Consider the following 20,987-nt stretch of genomic DNA (forward strand, 5'->3'; position numbering starts at 1 on the left):
CTTTAAAACATTTATTTAACACCATGCATTAGTTTTTTAAGCACCGGGTTCAGTAGTATGATACAACTTCCCGCTATTAACGGCACTAATGTAAAGATCAGGAAAAAAGTTGTCATGTCATAATCACGTACTACATCGTCGATCATCCCTCCTACACTTGCAGCCAGTTTGTTACCGATTGCGATACCCAGATACCACATTCCGAACATAAAAGCAATCATACGCGGCGGCACTAATTTACTCACATAGGACAATCCTACCGGCGCCAGACATAATTCACCCAATGTATGAAATAAGTAAGCCAAAATCAGCCAGATCATACTCACTTTTACCGTTCCGGCAACAGCACCCTGCGGAATTGCAGTTGCACCATAAGCCAGTACAGCATAGCCCAATCCCATGATAATAAGTCCCAGTCCGTATTTAACTGCGGCACTCGGATTGTATTTACTATCCCACCAACGAGTATAGAAAGAAGCAAAAACAATAATAAAAAAGGAATTCAGAATACTAAACCACGATACGGTAACTTCTGAAGCTTCACTTGTAAATTCACGGTATAACATCCACAATACGATCCCCCACATCAATCCGAAGCAGATAAACAATGTGACATTGGAACGCAAAATAACTGATTTGGTTTGCTTAAACAATAAAACCAACACCCAGGTAATAATTCCCAACGGGATGACTGTTAGCAAAGCATTAACCACATTAAAAATCATCAATGAATTACCGTCTAAAGTACGGTTTGTAAAATCTCTTGCAAAAATTACCAGTGACGTCGCAGCCTGTTCAAAAGACAACCAGAAGAAAACGGTAAAAAAAGCAAATATGATAAAAGCAAACATCCTGTCACGAACAACAGTTTCATACCGGATAATACGGCTGATAATCAAAAATAAAAACAGAATCAAACCGATTACGATAATCACCAACGGTCCTGTCAATGTTCCTTTTGACATTAAAAATTCCTGCGGCAAAATATCAATTTCACCGATTTTAGATAACGGATCATTGAAAATATACAACACTCCGATTACCGATGTGATTAAGATCAGAATCTTATCAATCATTGTAAACGGATTTCGTTTTTCAGTAGCATCAACAGCAGCATCTCTTTTTGCTTTATCCGGCACATCACCAATCGTTCCGAATAACGGTTTTGCCATCCAGAACTGTAATGTTCCTAACAACATAAAGATTCCGGCCAGACCAAATCCCCAGCTCCAACCGATTTTCTCAGCCAGATAACCGCAAAGCATCATTCCGAAAAAAGCTCCGGCATTCACACCCATATAGAAAATGGTATAAGCGCCATCTTTTTTCTCCGGCAAGTCTTTATACATCTGAGAAATAATTGACGTCATATTCGGCTTAAAGAATCCTGTTCCGATGACTAACAATCCTAATCCCAAATAAAGCATAAATTCCGTTTCGACAGCCATAGCAGCATGTCCCAACGTCATAATAGCAGCTCCGACCACAATCGCCCATCGATAACCGATATAACGATCGGCAATCATTCCGCCTAAAATAGGAGTCAGATATAACAATCCGGCATAGGTTCCGAATAACGCTCCGGCATTTTGACTGCTCCATCCCCAACCCGGCATATCAACACCGGCAACCGCCATTGTTAAGAAATTAACCAATAGAACCCGCATTCCGTAGAAAGAAAAACGCTCCCACATTTCGGTAAAAAACAATACGAATAACCCTGAAGGGTGACCTAATACTTTGGTTTTAAAAAAATCGGGGTTGGATGAAATTGTTGCCATTATGGTATGCTTATTTTATTTTGTTATTTAACGCCTTGCATCAGTTTTTTAACCAATGGCGAAATAACGATCAGTATTATCCCTGCGATCAGGGCATATAGTGCCAATTGCTTATAGCCATCGGCATAAATATTTAATTTTTCAAGGTTAGTTGCATGTTCCGATGCTTCCGCAATATTAGCACCTAATAATCCTGCGAAATATTGTCCGTATGCACTGGCCAGGAACCACATTCCCATTAATACAGCCTGTAGTTTTTCAGGTGATAACTTTGTCATTACCGACATTCCGATCGGAGATAAACACAATTCACCGAACGTGATTACGAACCAACCGAATGTAAAGAGATCCAATCCGGTCATTCCATTCGCATCGGCGAAAAACTTAGTGTAATAGAAAACATAAAAACCGCCGGCCAGGAATAAGAATCCTAAACCGAATTTCACAATCGTATTCGGTTCAATTTTTCTACGCGCCATCCATAACCAAACCATTCCGACCAATGCCGCAAAAATGATTACAAACAGGGAATTAGCCGAGTTGTTTACGCCATTCGGATCGAATTTAACTCCGAACATCGTATTCGTAAGATTGTTTGCTGCGAAAAGGCTTAATGATCCACCGCTTTGTTCGAAGAAAGCCCAGAAGAAAATGGAAAATATAATGAAAACCAATGCCGCCAATAATTTTTTATTTTCAGCTGCCGAATAATTTTTCATTTCATAAAACAGATACAATAACGAACACGGACCGATGATGTACATAAAGATATCGGTGTATTCCGTTTTGGATACCATTGTCATGATAATCGGTAAAACGATTAATGACCCGATATAAGTAGCGTATTCGTAAATTTTTCTTTTGGATGTTTCCAAATGTGATAAAGGCGAAAGTCCAATTGGTCCCAGACTTTTCTGCGTTTGGGTGAACGTTACCAAACTGACGAACATTACTACGGCTGCAAAACCGAAAGCGACATTCCAACGCAGGTGCTCCGGTACAGTTGTACTCAACATACTTCCGTTAGCTACCGCGATACAGATATAGCCACCGATTAAAGCGCCAAGATTTACTCCGGCATAAAACAATGAGAATCCGGCATCTCTTCTTACATCGTCATCTTTATATAGTTTTCCAACCATCGTTGAAATATTCGGTTTAAAGAAACCGGTTCCTACGATGGTAAAGCTGATTCCGAAAAAGAAAAACTGTTTCGGGTCGACAGCCAGAATCACACTTCCGACAATCATTAATAGACCACCCCAAAACAAGGATTTTCGATACCCCAGAATTTTATCGGCAAACAATCCGCCGATAAAGGTAAAAGCATAAACAAATGCCTGAGTAGCGCCATATTGCAGGTTGGCTACTTTTCCGTTCATCATCAGCTGGCTCACCATAAAGACTACCAGCATTCCTCTCATTCCGTAGAAGCTGAAACGTTCCCACATTTCACTAAAAAACAAGTACCACAATTGTTTGGGGTACTTGCCTTTAAAACTTTGTATTTCTTCTAAAGTTTCCTTTGTATTCATATTCTAATTAATTCCTTTTTCTTTCATGATGCTATTTAACCATTTCAACAGTACAAACATCATTAGTGAAGCTGTCAATAAAAGACTGAAATTGACCCAGAAGAAATTTGTTTTGTCTTCGTAGGTATCCCACATACTGGCTAGCACGCCACTTAATTTATTTCCGATAGAGGTTGCTAAAAACCAACCACCCATCATTAATGAGGTAATGTTTGTTGGACTTAACTTGGATACTACCGATAATCCCATCGGACTTAAGAACAATTCTCCGATTGTGATTACTCCATAGTTCGCCACCAGCCACCATACACTCACTTTTTCAGTTCCGTTATTTCCGATTTTCACGGCTGCGATCATAACCAATACGGATAAAGCCGAAATCAACAAACCGAACGCAATTTTAGTCGGCGTTGACGGTTCTTTACCCCGACTACGCAGGAAGGTAAAAAAGGCGACTACCAACGGTGTTAGAATGATCACCCAACCCGGATTAATCGACTGACTTAAATTGGTTGCCCATAAACTTACTTTCGAACCTTCAGCCGGAAGTTTTTCCTGTGCTACATTACGGAAATATAACGGGTAATTCACTTCTTTTTTCACCACTCCGTTCTCTTTTTGTAAACGGAATTGATCATCATATAATTCAACGGAATCTTTTTTAAATTCAACCTCTTTGGCTAATTTCAATCCGTTAAATACATTTGACGTTACACCGGTTGTTTGTCGGTCCGTATAACGATCCGCCCAGGTTGTCAATGCAGATCCGTTTAGTTTAAAAACGGCCCAGAACAGAATTACAACTCCGAAAATCGCCAATAATGCGGCAATCGGTCGTTTGTCTTCTGTTTTCGCTTTAAAATATAAACTCGAATAGAATAATATTACCGGAATACAGGCAAAGATAAAAGCATCCGTACTATCGGATCCGAAGATATAACTATCCGGATTGGATTCGGAAGCCACACCTTTCAGCAACCATCCGATTACTCCGAATACCGCTGACGGCACCAGAATAAACAGTACGATTTTCCAAAACGGCATATCTCCGTCCTGAACCCCTTTTTTCTGGTCGTATCCTACATAATGTTTCGTTCCCATCAGGAATACGAATACTCCGATAAACATGCCCACTCCGGCAGCCATAAAGGCCCAGTGCCAACCCAACAGGATTTGTAAAGCGGCTCCGAAGAAGTTACAAATAAAAGCCCCAACGTTGATTCCCATATAGAAAATGTTGTAACCTTCGTCTTTTTTATCTTTATATTCTTCTTTCGAATAGAAGTTTCCTAATAAAGTGGAAATATTCGGTTTAAAGAAACCATTCCCCACAATAACCAATGTCATTGCGATATACAATACGGTTATCGAATGAACGCCCATCAGGAAATAGCCGAGTCCCATCAGGATTCCTCCCAATACAATCGACTTACGGTATCCCAAATAACGATCGGCGATTAAACCACCTAAAAACGGTGTTAAGAATACTAATGCAATAAAAGTTCCGTATAAATCGGATGCTTCTTTTTCGGTCATCGCAAAACCGGCTTCCACGTCTTTTAGATATAACGTAAAAATACCGATCATCAGATAATATCCGAAACGTTCCCACATTTCAGACAGGAACAAAAACGGTAATGCTTTTGGATGTTTATTCCACATAGCTGCTTTTTAAGGGATTAAAATTATTTTACACCGTGCATCATCTTCTTAAGAACCGGAGTTAATAAGAATAAAACAATTGATGCAATACCACACAATACAACGAATACCATAAAGAATTCATATAAATTGTGAATTTCAAATCCTGCAAAAACCGGGTTTTGCGAACTGATTTGATTGTCGGCTAATAATTTTAACTGTTCTGCTGTTGGCGTAACGGTTTTGTCTAAAATCGCCTGAAGGTCGATTCCTAATTCTTTTGCCTTATTGAATTTGTCTCCGGTAGCCGGCAAGATTGATCCTAATGTTCCGGATAATGCATAACCAGCAGCATTTGAAATAAAAAATACACCATATGCCAAAGAAGCAAAACGTTTTGGTGCTAATTTACCAACCAATGATAATCCGATTGGTGATAAACATAATTCTCCAAAAGTTTGAATAAGATATAATAAGATTAACCAGTAAATAGCTAATAATCCGTTGTTTCCTAAATCTTTTACACTATGCGCAATAATAAAGTAACTAATTGCGATAAGCATTAATCCTGTAGCCTGTTTAAAAGGTGAAGTAGGCTCTTTTCCTGCATTTCTTAATTTATCCCATAAGATACTGAACGGAACAGCAAATATTACAACGAATAATCCGTTAAAGATCTGTACCATTGACGGCGGCATGTTCCATCCGAAAAAGTTACGGTCAGTTTGATTATCTGCAATAAATGTCAATGAAGATCCGGCTTGTTCGAAAGCTGCCCAGAAGAAAATTACGAAAAACGAAACAATATAAATAACCCAAATTCTTTGTGTTTCTACTTTTGTTAATGTTTTATCCGATAAAATTAAACCTGCCAGTGTTAAACCACTCGCATAGATAATTGGATAAATAATTGTTTTTACCACATTATCACCATCGGTAAAGTAATGAAAGAGTGAAAATAATCCGATGAATGCTACAATTGCTAATCCTAAAGAAAGTGGTGAAAAATGAGCTTTTTGAGACTCTCCTTCTTCGTAATCTCCCGTATCATGTCCGGAAGGCACTCCACCGATAGGTTTCCCTTCCGGTGTAACTACATATTTATTTTTAAGAATATAGAACAGAACAGTTCCAATTAACATTGCTATTGCTGCGGCTAAGAATCCCCATTTAAAAGCATGAATATCTCTTATTCCTCCCGAATCCTTAACATCTCCTACAAACGGACAGATAAATTGTCCTAAAAATGCACCGATGTTAATCCCCATATAGAAAATAGTAAAAGCCGTATCCAATTTTGTTTTTTCTTGTTTTGGATATAAACTTCCTACCATACTGGAAATATTCGGTTTAAAAAATCCGTTTCCGAAGATAATAATCCCAAGTGCTGTCCACATTAACGTAGTAGCTAATGATAAATTTGTCGGGAAAACTGTTGCACTGGTAAACAGTAACAGCTGACCTACAGCCATCATAAAACCTCCTAACAGAATACAGTTTCTGTTTCCAAAGAAACGGTCGGCAATAAACCCGCCTAAAAGAGGTGTTAAATAACAAAGACCTAAGAATCCTCCATAAATTAAAGAAGCATCTGCCTCTTTCATTAATAATGAATTAACCAGGAATAAAGTTAACAACGCACGCATTCCGTAGAAATTGAAACGTTCCCACATCTCGGTTCCGAATAATACCCAAAGTCCCTTTGGATGTCCTTGTTTTACTTTCTGTTCGCTCATTTGCTTCGTTTTTGGTTTTTGGTTTAGTTATTATAGTTTTTCTTTAATAAAGTTGGTCATTTTAGTATACAATTGTAAACGTGTTTTCCCACCGTAAATACCGTGGTTTTTGTCCGGATAAATAGCCCAGTCAAACTGTTTGTTTGCCTGTACTAATGCTTCTACCATTTTCATGGTATTCTGCACATGTACATTGTCGTCGGCAGTTCCGTGAACCAAAAGGAAGTTTCCTTTTAATTTGCTCACGTGGTTAATCGGTGAATTGTTATCATATCCGGATGCATTCTCCTGTGGGGTTTGCATATATCGTTCTGTATAAACGCTGTCATAATATCTCCAGCTTGTAACCGGAGCCACAGCGATGGCCATTTTAAAAGTGTCATTCCCCTGAAAAATACAGTTCGATGACATAAAACCTCCGTAACTCCAACCAAAAATTCCAATTCTGGTCTTGTCAACATAAGGGTAGTTTCCGATCACTTTTGCAGCGTCGATCTGATCTTCTACCTCTAATTTTCCTAATTCTTTATAAGTACACTTTTTGAATTCAGCGCCTTTAAAACCAGTTCCTCTTCCGTCTACACAAGCTACGATATAACCTTGCTGTGTTAACATGGAGAACCAGTAATCATCGGTATTGTTCCAATCGTTGTTAACTTGTTGTGATCCCGGTCCGGAATATTGGTACATAAATACCGGGTATTTTTTATTCGGATCGAAATCTTTCGGTTTCAGAATCCAGGCGTTCAAACGATGCCCTTTTTCTGTTGTCAGTTCTAAAAACTCTTTAGTCGGTAAATCGTATTTTGCCACTTTGCTTTCCAACGCTTCATTGGAAACAATGGTTTTAATCAGCTTACCTGTTTTAATTTCGTGAAGTGTATATTTCGGTGCATTTTTCGCACTTGAAAACGAGTTGATAAAATAGTCGAAATTAGGACTGAACGTTCCTGCATTCGTACCGGTTTCGGTTGTTAATCTTTTTTTGTCCTTTCCGTTTAATTTGATACTATAAACATCGCGGTTAATTGAACCGTTTTCTACTGACTGATAAAAGATTGTATTTGACTTACTATCGAATCCGTAGTAATTGGTTACTTCCCATTTCCCTTTTGTTACCTGATTGATCAGTTTTCCGTTTTTATCGTAATGATAAATATGGTTAAAACCATCTTTTTCGCTTGTCCAGATAAAGCTATTGTCTTTTAAAAAGGTTAAATTGTCCGTTACATCTACATAAGCTTTGTCTTTTTCATTTAAAGCTACTTTCACTGCACCGGAGTTTCCATCAACAAACAAAAGGTCTAAATTATTCTGATGTCTGTTTAGAACCTGTGCACTTAAAGTGTTCGCTTCATTAGTCCATTTGATACGTGCGATATAGAAATCGTTATAATTGTTCAAATTGATTTTTTTAGTCGCTCCGGCTTTTACATCATATATATGTAGGGAAACCACTGCATTTTTTTCTCCTGCTTTCGGATATTTAAATACGTATTGCGTCGGATATAATCCTTGATTATACATATCCATTGAAAATTCCGGTACTTCAGTTTCATCAAAACGGATAAATCCTATTTTATCACTACCGGCATTCCAGTCGAAAGCACGAACAAAAGAGAATTCTTCTTCGTAAACCCAGTCCGTAATACCATTAATTACATGGTTTTTCTTTCCGTCGTTAGTAATTTGAGTGTGTTTTTGAGTTGTCAGGTCGTAGACGTACAGGTTATTTTCGTGAGCATAACCGATTTTTGTTCCGTCCGGTGAGAAAGTAGGTTCCTGAACTTTATAGTCTGCCAGTTTGGTCAGTGTTTTTTTTGCGATATCGTAGATGAAATAATCGGCTACAAAAGAATGGCGGAAGATCTGATCGGAATTATTTGCAATTAAAATTTTCTTTTCATCCGCACTGAAGGTATAACTATCAATTCCTTCGAGTTGTTTGAAGTCTTTGGAGTCGATTAACGTAGCCACTTTATTCAGTGTTGCGAAGTCGTATAAATCGATTTGTGAAGACCGTGTACCCCGATCATAATTCAGAACGGTATACTGATTGGTATTCTTCATGGCTTCTAATGCAGTCATTCCCTGCGTTCTAAAAGCCCCGCTCCAGATTTCTTCGAGCGTAATCTTCTGTTGTGCTACTGCCGACAACGATGTCAGTAACAGTAGAAATAACGATTTTTTAAAGTAATTCATTTTGTCAAATGGTAAAAAAACTTCCAATTTTAGTGAAAATTTATCAATTAGCCATAACTTTATGTGTTAAATGAAAATTTGTTTTTCCTATTTAAAGGCTATTTTATAAGTTTTTACTGTATTTTTTTCCTTAAAAAAACGTATTTTAAAAATTATCCCGTATTGCATTTTCGAAATCATATCTTTGCATTAGAATAAAGATGCATTAAAATGACGAAAGCTATTGCTGGATTTTCGAAGTTGTCGAAAGAAGAAAAAATTAACTGGATTGTCAGCACCCATTTTAGCAATCCTGAAAGTGCCAAAAAAATCATCACTCAATATTGGAATTCAGACGAAGCCCTTCAAAAGCTTCACGATGAATTTATCGAAAATACGATTTCGAATTTCTATATGCCTTTGGGTGTGGCGCCTAACTTTATAATCAACGGAAAAAATGTGACGATCCCGATGGCTATCGAAGAGAGTTCTGTGGTAGCCGCAGCTTCAAAAGCAGCAAAATTCTGGTCCAATCGCGGTGGTTTTAAAACTACCGTTATCAGTACCGAAAAAATCGGCCAGGTTCATTTTATTTACAAAGGTGATACAGCCAAATTACAGGCCTTTTTTACCCAAATTAAGCCAAAATTCTTTTCCGAAACCGACAGCATCACTAAAAACATGCAGAAACGCGGCGGCGGAATTTTAGATATTGAACTACGGGATAAGACCGATGAACTGGCTCATTATTTCCAACTCCATGCGACTTTTAATACTAAAGACAGTATGGGCGCCAATTTCATCAACTCTTGCCTGGAACAGTTCGCTACAACCTTAAAAGAAGCCGCTTTGACTTATGCTGATTTTTCAGATGAAGAAAAACAACTTCAGGTTGTAATGAGCATTCTATCCAATTATGTTCCCAATTGTATTGTACGTGCCGAAGTATCCTGTCCGGTTTCCGATTTGAAAGAAGACAAACATATTTCGCAGGAAGAATTTGCTGAAAAATTCGTTCGTGCCGTCCAAATAGCCGAAATAGAACCTTATCGCGCCGTAACACACAATAAAGGAATCATGAACGGAATTGACGCTGTTGTAATTGCTACCGGAAATGATTTTCGTGCCGTTGAAGCCGGTGTTCATGCTTATGCTTCCCGCAAAGGTCGTTACTCAAGTCTTTCGCATGCTAAAGTAGAAAACGGTATTTTTACTTTTTGGATGGAAATCCCTTTAGCTTTAGGAACGGTAGGCGGTTTAACGGCTTTACATCCTCTGGTTAAAATGGCATTAGAAATGCTTGAACATCCGTCTGCTGAAGAATTAATGCAGATTGTGGCTGTTGCCGGACTTGCGCAGAATTTTGCGGCTTTACGCTCCTTAACAACTACCGGAATCCAACAAGGTCATATGAAAATGCACCTGATGAACATATTGAATCAATTTAATGCGACTGAAAGAGAACGCCAGCAAGTGACTTCTCATTTCGAGCATAATACGGTTAGCCATTCAGCTGTTGTTGACTATTTAGCATCACTACGTAAATAAAACGCTTTTGAAGAAGACTTTTTACAGTAACGGAAAACTTTTACTCACCGGCGAATATGTTGTATTGGACGGCGCCAAAGCCATTGCTCTTCCAACAAAGTTCGGTCAGTATCTTGACATAGAGAAAGGATCGGATCAGCTAATTAACTGGAAAAGCTATGATGCCGATTCCAGTATTTGGTTTGAGGACAGCCTTTCCTTTGACAGTATCCGGAATAAAGAAAATTTCGGATCGGAAGCCGGAATCAAAAACACTTTGGTGGAAATTCTATATGAGGCTTCGTTACTCAATCCTGATTTTCTGAATACCGATACCGGTTATACCATAACCACACGATTGACATTTCCTCGTTTATGGGGACTTGGCACATCGTCTACTCTTATCAACAATATTGCACAATGGCTCGGAATTGACGCCTACCGTCTGCTAGAGTCGAGTTTTGGCGGCAGCGGTTATGATATCGCCTGCGCCCAATATAATACTCCTATCATTTATCAATTAACCCGATTTAAACGACCTCAGGTAACGCCTCTCAAACTGGATTTGCCTTTTCAGAATAATCTGTTTTTTGTTTATTTGAATCAGAAGCAAAGCAGTAAATCGGCTATTATGAGTTATTACGATAAACAGCAGCGCATTGACAAAACAATTCCAAAAATCGATGCGCTTACTGATGCGATACTGACTGCCGAGGATTTACAGCTATTCGGCACACTCATTGACAAACACGAAAGTATGTTAAGTGATATTCTGGAAATGGAAACGGTTAAAGAACGTTTCTTCTACGATTTTAAAGGCGTATTAAAAAGTCTTGGCGCCTGGGGTGGTGATTTTATATTGGCGATCTCAGCCAACGACCCTACTCCCTATTTTAAAGAAAAAGGATTTCCCGTTGTTATTCCTTATCAGGATATGATTTTATAAAAAAACGAGCATAAAAAAGGCATCCGAATCGGATGCCTTTTTTTATGATTTACTGTCACTGATTATTGTAACTCAGCTCTGTTGTCTTCAATCTTAGCAGCAGCTTTTAAAGCAGCCGTTACTCGGTATGAAGAAGCACCTTGTGTCTGTGTTTTAATTTTTGCAGTATAAGTAGTATAGTTTGGCAAAGCCGGAGCTTTTACTACATCTTTTGTTCTGATCATGAAAACAGCCATTTGACCTTCGATCAATTTAGATATTTTTCCTTTTTCCAATCCGAATGCAGTTCCTACTACTTTAGGTTCTTGTCCGATATTTGAAATACTTGGATTATCGATTGTTGCGTTCATCGCTACGTTAACAGCAGCACCTGATTTTTTCGAAACCTCTTCTAAAGTAGCTCCTGACATTTTAGCTTTGATTTTCTCCGCTTTTTTCTGATTTCTTAAGATTGGTAATACTGTTTGTTTTGCTTCTTCTAAAGAGACTAAACCACTTTCGTTTTTCCCTTTTAATTTAGCAATGATATGACCTTCTAAGTTATCAAATTTCTTAACTGCTCCTTCTTTTGTATCTCTGTTAAAAGCCCAAAGTACAATTTGTCTTTGATTTTGAAGTCCAGGAAGACTTTCGTCTGTTGCTTTAACATTCATAGCCGGAACTACAGTTAAGCCCATTTCTTTCGCTACTTTATCGAAATCTTTATCAGCAGCTTCTGCTTCTAATTTTGTTGCTTTTACATAGATTGCATCAGCAGTAGTCTCAGAAGGCTCAATTTTTTGTGCAATAGTTGCTAAACGAACTGCGTCATATTTAGCGTCTACTTTAATTACGTGGAAACCATATTCCGTTTCTACAATTCCCATTTTTCCAATCGGATTATTGAAAACGAAATCGTTGAATGTTTTCACCATTTGACCTGGCTGAATGTTATCATACATACCTCCGGTTTGTTTTGATCCCGGATCATCAGTATTCGTCATCGCTAACATTGCAAAGCTTGACGGATTAGCCTGGGCTTGTTTTAATAACTCCTCAGCTTTTGCTTTTGCTTCTTCTTTTGTTCTGGTAATACCCGGCATTTTTCCTGCATAGCTTAATAAGATATGACTTGCTTTTGCAGTAGCTCCGGCTTTTCTTCCCATCATTTTAGACAAACAGTAGTAACCGTCATGGATATAAGGTCCGAATACCTCACCTGTAGGAAGGTTAAATAACTGTTCCTGACTTTCTAATGGTAAATCTTTTTTCGCTACGTAAGATGAATCGTATTTCACATCTGAATTTGCGTTTACAAACTCTTCTGTGTTTTTAGCACCTTTGAAACCTGGTAATGTATCGTTAGTACCTGTTTTCTCATTATAAACCACTCTTCCGGATAATAATCCTGAAATTGTTTTTGCCATTTCAGCCTCATCTTCTTTAGATGGTTTATTTTCAAAGAATACATACTCAACCTCACGAGATTTTTCTGATTTATATTTTTTACTGTTTTTCTTTACGTAATCCATGATTTCTGAATCAGAAACTTTCACTTCATCATCATTGATTGTAGTGTAAGGAACCGCTACATAGTCGAAATCAACTTTATTGTTTTCTCTTTCGTAAGCAAATTTACCATCATTTTTAGTCGTAACAAGACCTGATTTGATCATGGTATAATACATTTGCTCGGTAGCCATTTGCTCCAATTGTTTTTCATAAGCTAACCAGTTATTCCACTGATCCGGCTGTGATGATTTGATGCTGGCTACGAATTCGTTGAATTTATTAGTATCGAATTGACCGGCAGCATTCAAAAATCTTGGATCCTGAGCAAAGTTCGGGTTTTGTTTGATAACATTAACCATTTGCTCTTTTCCGATTTTTAAACCGATTTTTTCAAATTCAGCGTCTAATAGGATTTGTTTCACTTCCTGTTCCCAAACACCGTTAGATGCTTGTGTATTGCTCATTCCCTGGCTGTTTTTTTCGGCCATGGATACTTTTTGCAAAAACTCCTGAGCTGAGATATCCACTCCGTTTACACTACCTACGTTACGTGAACTTTGTTTAAATCCGCCGCTTTGGACAACATCTCCGATTACGAATGCTAGCAAACAAAATCCGATAACTCCAATTAAAAGAATCGAACGCTGTCTAATTTTTGATAAAACTGCCATCTTATATGATTATTTTTTTTATTCAGTGGGCGAAAATACAATTATCTATTTAATAATAAAAGATGTGTCACTATATTTTCAAATATTTTTACTTTTTTATTTGGATAATTCTTTATTCTTTGATACGAACCTCAATTAGTTCAATTTTTTTATTAGAAGCTTCGCGTATCAAAATCCGGTATTTTCCCAATTCCAATTCCTGACCTTGTTGCGGAATTTCCTTGGTTGCATGTACAATAAAACCGCCTAATGTAACATATGAATCGCTTTCCGGGATTTTAAGATTGTATTTCTGATTAACATATTCAACATTGAGACGTGCCGAAAATAAAAAAGAACGATCATTTTGCTTTTCTTCTATCAATTCTTCCAAATCATGCTCGTCTTCAATCTCTCCGAACAACTCTTCAATAATATCTTCCACGGTCACTATTCCGGAAGTTCCGCCATATTCATCGATCACAACAGCCATACTTTTCCGCTTTTTAGTCAGCAGATCTAAAACTTCTTTGATCAATAATGTTTCCGGCACGTATTCGACCGGAATCATAACCGACTTTATCTCTTTTGGTTTTTTAAACAACTCGAAGGAATGCACATATCCGATAATATTATCCAGTGTACCCTGATAGACTACAATTTTAGAATATCCTGTCTCAACAAACAATTCTCTTAACTCTGTAATACTATCCTGTTCTTCAACCGAAGCGATTTCGGTACGCGGCGTCATAATATCCCGCACCTTAAGATCTGAAAATTCCAACGCATTTTGAAAAATCTGTATCTCAGTATCGATTTCCTCCTGATTATCGGCTGCATTTACCTGTTCGGTAATATAAGTTCCCAGTTCACCACGGTTAAAATAAAGATGCTCCTTATTTCGTTCAAGCTTAAAAACATGAATCAGAATTTTATCGGCTATCGCCACTACAATTTTCGAAATTCCGGAAAATAACAGATAAAAGAAATAAGCCGGCAGCGCCAATATTTTTATCAGCGTATTCGGATAAATCTGAAAAATAACTTTCGGAAGAAAACTGGACGTAAGCAATATAAGCAGGGTTGCGATAACTACCTGCGACAGGATCATCTGAAACGGACTTAAAAGGAATCCGTGCTCCCGGATAAGCTGAACGACAAGTGCACTGGAAAAATACCCGTAAACAGAAAAGACAATACTTTTCCCCAACAGCATCGATGCAATAAAATGAGAAGGCTTCTCGGTAAGGCGGGTTAGTATTCTGGAAAAAAAGGTGTTTTGCTTTTTTTCAATACTCAGATAAACTTTATTCGAAGCGATATAAGCGATTTCCATTCCGGAAAAGAACGCGGAGAGAATCAAACAACTTATAATTATCGCTATCTCCATATATCGTTTACCTTATTGTTTCATTTTGTTTGAAAAACGTCTTCTGAAAAAAAACATAAAAATTGCTGCCAGGGCGAAAAGGAAATGAACGATATAACTTTCTCCTGCTCTTAACTTCACAACTCCCTCAACAATAAATAGTATCGCTATAACCAAATATAAATAGTGAACATGTCTTAATATTCCCATAATAATTATTCTATCTTAGAAATTTCGCCCCTGTTTTGCTGGGCATTCATAACTGAAAAATCTTTGCTAAAATCGATACCTTTTCCTTCCAGGTAACTATTCGCATCTGTAAATTTAAAATATTTCTCGGTAAAAAACCACTCATTCTTCTGATCGTAGTACAATTGTTCCGTCTGAAGTATTTTACCGTCACTGGATGTAATCTTAACATGTCCCTGCAAATCAATAATATCCGTTTTTGCATAAGTAATCGCATAATCCGACTCCACATAGCTTTTATTTCCGTGCTCGTCGAACAAGGTTACAAACACTCCTTTCGGGAACTCGGTATACGGATATTTTAGATTGGAAAAATCCAATAATAACGGACTTACCAATATTGCTTTAATTTTTCCGGAATCGGTATATTTTAAATTGACATGTTCTGCTTCTCCGATCGGAGAAAACGGTACCGCATTGATTCGCTGTACTTCTTTAAAATTGCTTTCGCATGAAAAAAACACAGTCACAGTAAGAACTGTGACTAATGCTAAAAAATATTTTCCAAAGTTTAATTTCATCAGAATACTATTCGTATTTCGTTTTCCTAAACCACAAATCATTTACTGACAATCCGATATAGATCCCGAAGTAATTTTCCTGAACCAGATTACTACTTGCCGTACCTCTCTTTCCATATTCGAAACCGATATTCAGATTGGAAAGACTACGACCGATCGGAAGACCTAAACCGGCATTCATACTATAATCTTTAATTGACTGATTGTTAATTACCAATCCTGTATTTTCATAACGGAAACCTGCTCTATAGGTTACGCGATCCAAATAACTGGTAAATGAGTTGAATTTAGGTATAAAATACCCCCCTACAACATAACGTTGTGTTTTTTCAAAACCGACATTGGTAATCTGATCAAAACGGTTTACAAAACTACTCTTATCCTGAAGCGTCACTTCTGCACCAATCATCCATTTTTTTGCTAATCCGAAACCGGTTCCTAAAGCATATTTAGCCGGTAATTTGAAATCGGTATTTGTTTCACTGTAATTCACAACATCCGATTCCAACTCTGCTCCTGACCCTGAATAAGTGATTGAAGCAACTGATCCTGTATTATCTGCTCTTAAGTTACTTTGCGGAGAATAAGTCAAACTACTATACCAGTCATATTTATTATTAACCTTCGTCTGATACATCAAACCGGCATTAAAAGCCACTCCGCTATATCGTGACGTATTGATTTCTCTTTTTCCAAGATGCACATCTTCTAAAAACACATAGGATTTCGTTTCCACTCTTCCGAAATTATATTGAAAATCGGCTCCGATGCTTAATTTAGGTGTGATTTTATATCCCAATGCGAAGAACACGTTATTTACACCACCTTCACCTGTAAAACGTTTACTGGTATTGATGATTTCTCCGGATGTCATTTGTGATGTTGTATTTTGATCGACTTTATATCCAACAGATGAATAAGGCATAAGTCCGAATGAAACTCCCATTTTTTTAGAAATCGGAAATCCCAGCGCCAAATAATCAAACGTAGTTCTGCTTGCTGTTTCTTTTTGCGAATCCGTTTTAAAAGTAGTGCTTCGGTTTGTTGCTCCCACCGTGAAAGTAGTCATTATTAACCCCGAAAGCGATGCTGGATTTTGCAGATTCAGGTGAATACTATCCGGCAAAACTCCTAACCCACCCATAGCTTTATTTTCATGGGTTCCCCGGTACTTTACATCTCCGATACCATAGAATGAATACGGTGAAGCGGTACCTTCCTGTGCAAAAATCACGGAAGAAAAAAGCAAACTAGTGCCTAGAATTATCTTTTTAATCATTTGTTGATTGTATATTGATATAAGTGGTTCAAACTTTCTAATAGAAAATTTGGATTGGCAAATATGGTGTTTTTTACTCTTTTAGCCAAAAAATCCGTATCACCTCCTGTTAAAATTACTGTTAAAACTTGATATTGTTCACGATAGCGTTCGATGAAACCCTCTACTTCATACAAAATTCCATTTACTACACCGGAATGAATGGCCTGTTTTGTCGAGTTTCCGATAACACCGGACGGACTTTCCAGGGTTAATAACGGTAATTTTGCCGTATAATTATGCAAGGCTTCATAACGCAATCGAAATCCGGGCGATATTGCACCACCAAGATAATTGTCGTCTGCATCAATAAAGTCATATGTAATACAGGTTCCGGAATCAATTACCAGTCGGTTTTGTTTCGGAAACTGAAAAACGGCTCCCGAAGCCAGCACCATCCGGTCGATTCCTAATGTTTTAGGCGTTTCATAACCGTTTTGAAACGGCATCGGACTATCGGCAGTGATCACATGCAGATTAACCTGTCGCTCCAACCATTTTAAAACGGATTCATCCAGAAAACCAACCCGGGAAAGCACCGCATTCTTAATATCAGTATATTTTATCAAAATAATTGAAAACCGATCAACGGCATCTTCTTTATCAAAAGCATCCTGCCAAATCAGGATATCTTTTTCAAAAACAGCTACTTTGATCCGGGTATTCCCTACATCTATCGCTAAAAGCATTATTCTTCAGATTAAGATTCAAAGATACAAATAGATTTTTTTTACAAATTGTTTTGGATAAATAAAAAATGCCACTATATTTGCACCCGCAATAAGGACGGTGCCTTAGCTCAGTTGGTAGAGCAATGGACTGAAAATCCATGTGTCCCTGGTTCGATTCCTGGAGGCACCACTTACTAAACCCTTGATCTCTTACGATTTCAAGGGTTTTTTGTTTAGTTTTGTTATTCTTTAACATCAATTTATGACGCCCCAACAGGACGATCCCACACTAACAGCCCACTTATTTTCAAAAGAAATGCTAGCATTCGGCTATTTGCTCGATTTTAGTCTTCAAAGTTTAGAATCGGAAATCGATCGTATTCTGGAAACTTCCCCCATCAATTCCCTGGATGAGCAATTTGATCTTGAACCAAAATTAACTGCCTATATCGGTGAAACGATGTGCCAAAAACTAAATGGCGTTTGGAGCGGACCGTTTTACAGTCACAAAAAATGGATCGGAAATAACTATTATTTTTGTAAGATAACCATCGGTGAGCATGATTTTTATCCGGACCATTTTATAGGCTACTATCTAGCCAATTCCAAAAAAGACGCCGGAACATTCAAAGACTTTTTTATCAGAACACTTGCCGAATGGCGTATGACTTAAAGTAAATTAAAACCATTCAAAACGAGTGTTTTTTTTATTTCCACTCATCTGATTTCAACTTTCCGAAAACGAAAATAAAGTATCTTTGAGCTATCATTTTCGATATCACATAGCTCATGCACACAAAAATCTCCCTTTTTCTTTCACTGATTACAGCTGTTTGCTTTAGTCAGAAACGCGTTGCCGGTCCGGCCGATATCGTAAATCCGATGATCGGAACTCATAAAATGGGACACACATTTCCCGGCGCCACAACTCCGTTCGGAATGGTACAATTAAGTCCGGAAACCAATTATACCAATATGTTTACAGACGGCAAGTACAATCCTGATGCTTATAAATATTGTGCCGGCTATCAATATGACGACACGACCATTTTTGGCTTTAGTCACACTCATTTTAGCGGAACCGGACATGCAGACTTAGGAGACTTCTTAATCATGCCCACCACCGGAAAACTGGATTTAAATCCGGGCAAACCCAATGAACCCGGAAGCGGCTATTTTTCAAGTTTCTCCCATGAAAACGAATTCGCAAAACCCGGTTACTATATGGTCAAACTTGATCGCTATACTATCAAAGCCGAATTAACCGCCAGTGATCGTGTAGGATTTCATCAATATACATTCCCTAAATCAGAATCGGCTCATATTCTATTAGATCTGGTCTATAATATATACAATTATGACAACAAAAATGTCTGGACTTTTATCCGGATAGAAAACGATTCAACTGTAACCGGTTATCGCCAAACAAATGGCTGGGGACGAACCCGAACTGTGTATTTCGCCATGCAGTTTTCAAAACCCTTCCTCTCTTACGGTCATAAAAAATATGATAACAATCCGTACAATGGGTTTTATCGCCGTTTTAACGAAGAAGAGAATTTTCCGGAAATGGCCGGACGAAATATCCGCGCCTATTTCAATTTTAAAACAGAAGAAAACGAAAAAATCAAGGTCAAATTTGCTTTGTCACCGGTAAGCACGGAAGGCGCTCTTTTAAATCTTAAAACTGAAATTCCACATTGGGATTTCCAAAAAACCCGTCACGAAACCCGGGATAAATGGAATAAAGAATTATCCAAAATCACAATCGAAACCCAGAAACCGGAAGACGAAGAAACGTTTTACACCGCCTTGTACCATACCATGCTCGGCCCTATCGTATACGAAGACGTTGACGGCAAATACAAAGGATTGGATCAAAATATACACGAGTCAGACGGATTTACCAATTACACCGTTTTCTCGCTTTGGGACACCTATCGCGCATTACATCCGCTATTTAACCTGATTCAACCGAAACGGAATAACGATATGATCAAATCCATGCTAGCCCACCACGATCAAAGTGTTCATAAAATGCTTCCGGTCTGGAGTCATTATGCTAACGAAAACTGGTGTATGATCGGTTATCATTCCATATCGGTAATTGCCGATGCTATCGCTAAGAATACCACCGACATCGATATTAATCGCGCATTAACCGCCGGAAAAAACACAGCCACCGTTCCCTATTTTGACGGATTGGACAGCTATATGAAGCTCGGTTATGTTCCGGAAGACAAAAGCGGTAATTCCGTTTCTAAAACACTGGAATTTGCTTACGATGACTGGTGTATCGCACAAATTGCAAAAAAAGCCAATAACAACATCGCTTATCAGGAGTATATGAAACGTTCCGAAAGCTATAAAAACGTATACGATCCGGCGATTCGCTATATGCGTCCGAAATTAAGTTCCGGAAAATGGCGTGAACCTTTCGATCCGTTAGACACACACGGACAAGGATTTATTGAAGGCAACGCACTTAATTATGGTTTTTATGTTCCTCACAACATTGATCATATGATCGAGATGATGGGCGGAAAAAATAAATTTGCCGCGCAGCTTGATCAGGTATTTTCAATCAAACTGGATGACAAATACATTGAGAAAAACGAAGATATTACCCGCGACGGTATCATCGGTGCTTACGTACACGGTAACGAACCGGGACATCATATTCCATATTTGTATAACTGGACCGGAAAACCATGGAAAACACAGGAACGTGTTCGAATGATCATGGACACCATGTATTCCAATTCCATTGATGGTTTATGCGGAAACGACGATGCCGGGCAAATGAGCGCCTGGTATGTTTTTAGCGCTCTGGGCTTTTATCCGGTACTTCCGGGATCTGATCAATACGCTATCGGAAGCCCATTGATCAAGTCGGCTACTCTTAACTTTGAAAACGGAAAAACATTAAAAATCAAGACCGTTAATCAAGGTCCTAAAAATGTATATATAGAGAAGGTAATGCTAAACGGAAAAGAAATTGACCGTGATTACCTGCTACATGGCGAAATTTACGATAATGCCGAGTTAACTTTTTATTTAAGCAACAAGCCAAAACGATAATCTAAAAAAACATTTAAAAAATAATTCCTTAACATTGAGTTAGTTACAAAAACAGTCTCTTTTTTCCATAAAAAAGTGTTGGAAAACCGAAAAATGATTCTATATTTGCAACCGCAATAAGGACGGTGCCTTAGCTCAGTTGGTAGAGCAATGGACTGAAAATCCATGTGTCCCTGGTTCGATTCCTGGAGGCACCACTTCCAAAAAACCACTCAATATGAGTGGTTTTTTTTTATTTGTATACTTTATCAAAAACTTCCGCTTTATATTTCAAATCAAAATTCTTTATA

The 20,987-nt window shown here is 38.0% G+C and carries 14 protein-coding genes and 2 tRNA genes; 6 read left to right on the forward strand and 10 right to left on the reverse strand.

The window, feature by feature from the left end; genetic code table 11:
• Positions 1-11: 11 nt before the first annotated feature.
• From NOX80_RS01220 to NOX80_RS01240, 5 genes are read right to left on the reverse strand one after another with little or no spacing between them, the layout of a single operon-like run.
• Positions 12-1,781, reverse strand: a complete 1,770-nt coding sequence (locus tag NOX80_RS01220; protein ID WP_256551521.1) for a peptide MFS transporter — start codon at positions 1,779-1,781, stop codon at positions 12-14.
• A 23-nt stretch (positions 1,782-1,804) separates the two neighbouring features.
• Positions 1,805-3,316, reverse strand: coding sequence for a peptide MFS transporter (locus NOX80_RS01225; protein ID WP_256551522.1), 1,512 nt, complete (start codon positions 3,314-3,316; stop codon positions 1,805-1,807).
• Between the two features lie 3 nt (positions 3,317-3,319).
• The gene (locus NOX80_RS01230) at positions 3,320-4,978 is read right to left on the reverse strand and encodes a peptide MFS transporter (protein WP_256551523.1); all 1,659 of its coding nucleotides are present in this window, start codon (positions 4,976-4,978) and stop codon (positions 3,320-3,322) included.
• A 23-nt stretch (positions 4,979-5,001) separates the two neighbouring features.
• Positions 5,002-6,693: a peptide MFS transporter gene (locus tag NOX80_RS01235; protein ID WP_256551524.1), complete on the reverse strand. Its 1,692-nt coding sequence runs from the start codon at positions 6,691-6,693 to the stop codon at positions 5,002-5,004.
• Positions 6,694-6,723: 30 nt separating this feature from the next.
• Complete coding sequence (locus tag NOX80_RS01240) at positions 6,724-8,895, reverse strand: S9 family peptidase (RefSeq protein ID WP_256551525.1); 2,172 nt, start codon at positions 8,893-8,895, stop codon at positions 6,724-6,726.
• A 210-nt stretch (positions 8,896-9,105) separates the two neighbouring features.
• Between NOX80_RS01240 and NOX80_RS01245 the strand changes: the two genes are divergently transcribed.
• Together NOX80_RS01245 and NOX80_RS01250 are read left to right on the forward strand one after the other, a co-directional pair.
• The gene (locus NOX80_RS01245; RefSeq protein ID WP_256551526.1) at positions 9,106-10,422 is read left to right on the forward strand and encodes a hydroxymethylglutaryl-CoA reductase, degradative; all 1,317 of its coding nucleotides are present in this window, start codon (positions 9,106-9,108) and stop codon (positions 10,420-10,422) included.
• A gap of 7 nt (positions 10,423-10,429) precedes the next feature.
• A complete protein-coding gene (locus NOX80_RS01250; protein ID WP_256551527.1) occupies positions 10,430-11,347 on the forward strand; it encodes a GYDIA family GHMP kinase in 918 nt (305 codons plus the stop codon).
• Positions 11,348-11,409: 62 nt separating this feature from the next.
• On the opposite strand, the gene NOX80_RS01255 is transcribed toward NOX80_RS01250, so the two are convergent.
• The 5 genes from NOX80_RS01255 to NOX80_RS01275 all read right to left on the reverse strand — a co-directional run bounded on the left by NOX80_RS01255 (position 11,410) and on the right by NOX80_RS01275 (position 17,634).
• On the reverse strand, positions 11,410-13,509 hold the full coding sequence (locus NOX80_RS01255) for a SurA N-terminal domain-containing protein (protein ID WP_256551528.1): 2,100 nt from the start codon (positions 13,507-13,509) through the stop codon (positions 11,410-11,412).
• Between the two features lie 112 nt (positions 13,510-13,621).
• The gene (locus tag NOX80_RS01260; protein ID WP_256551529.1) at positions 13,622-14,878 is read right to left on the reverse strand and encodes a hemolysin family protein; all 1,257 of its coding nucleotides are present in this window, start codon (positions 14,876-14,878) and stop codon (positions 13,622-13,624) included.
• Between the two features lie 194 nt (positions 14,879-15,072).
• Positions 15,073-15,627, reverse strand: a complete 555-nt coding sequence (gene lptC, locus NOX80_RS01265; RefSeq protein ID WP_256551530.1) for an LPS export ABC transporter periplasmic protein LptC — start codon at positions 15,625-15,627, stop codon at positions 15,073-15,075.
• A 7-nt stretch (positions 15,628-15,634) separates the two neighbouring features.
• Complete coding sequence (locus tag NOX80_RS01270; protein ID WP_256551531.1) at positions 15,635-16,906, reverse strand: outer membrane protein transport protein; 1,272 nt, start codon at positions 16,904-16,906, stop codon at positions 15,635-15,637.
• On the reverse strand, positions 16,903-17,634 hold the full coding sequence (locus NOX80_RS01275) for a type III pantothenate kinase (RefSeq protein WP_256551532.1): 732 nt from the start codon (positions 17,632-17,634) through the stop codon (positions 16,903-16,905). The genes NOX80_RS01270 and NOX80_RS01275 overlap by 4 nt, the downstream gene beginning before the upstream one ends.
• A gap of 99 nt (positions 17,635-17,733) precedes the next feature.
• Between NOX80_RS01275 and NOX80_RS01280 the strand changes: the two genes are divergently transcribed.
• From NOX80_RS01280 to NOX80_RS01295, 4 genes are all read left to right on the forward strand, one after another.
• Positions 17,734-17,806, forward strand: a tRNA-Phe gene (locus tag NOX80_RS01280).
• A 72-nt stretch (positions 17,807-17,878) separates the two neighbouring features.
• Positions 17,879-18,289, forward strand: coding sequence for a hypothetical protein (locus NOX80_RS01285; protein ID WP_256551533.1), 411 nt, complete (start codon positions 17,879-17,881; stop codon positions 18,287-18,289).
• A gap of 116 nt (positions 18,290-18,405) precedes the next feature.
• A complete protein-coding gene (locus NOX80_RS01290) occupies positions 18,406-20,697 on the forward strand; it encodes a GH92 family glycosyl hydrolase (protein ID WP_256551534.1) in 2,292 nt (763 codons plus the stop codon).
• A gap of 124 nt (positions 20,698-20,821) precedes the next feature.
• Positions 20,822-20,894, forward strand: a tRNA-Phe gene (locus tag NOX80_RS01295).
• Positions 20,895-20,987: the final 93 nt, after the last annotated feature.

This window comes from Flavobacterium cerinum (genome assembly GCF_024496085.1).
GTDB lineage: Bacteria > Bacteroidota > Bacteroidia > Flavobacteriales > Flavobacteriaceae > Flavobacterium > Flavobacterium cerinum_A.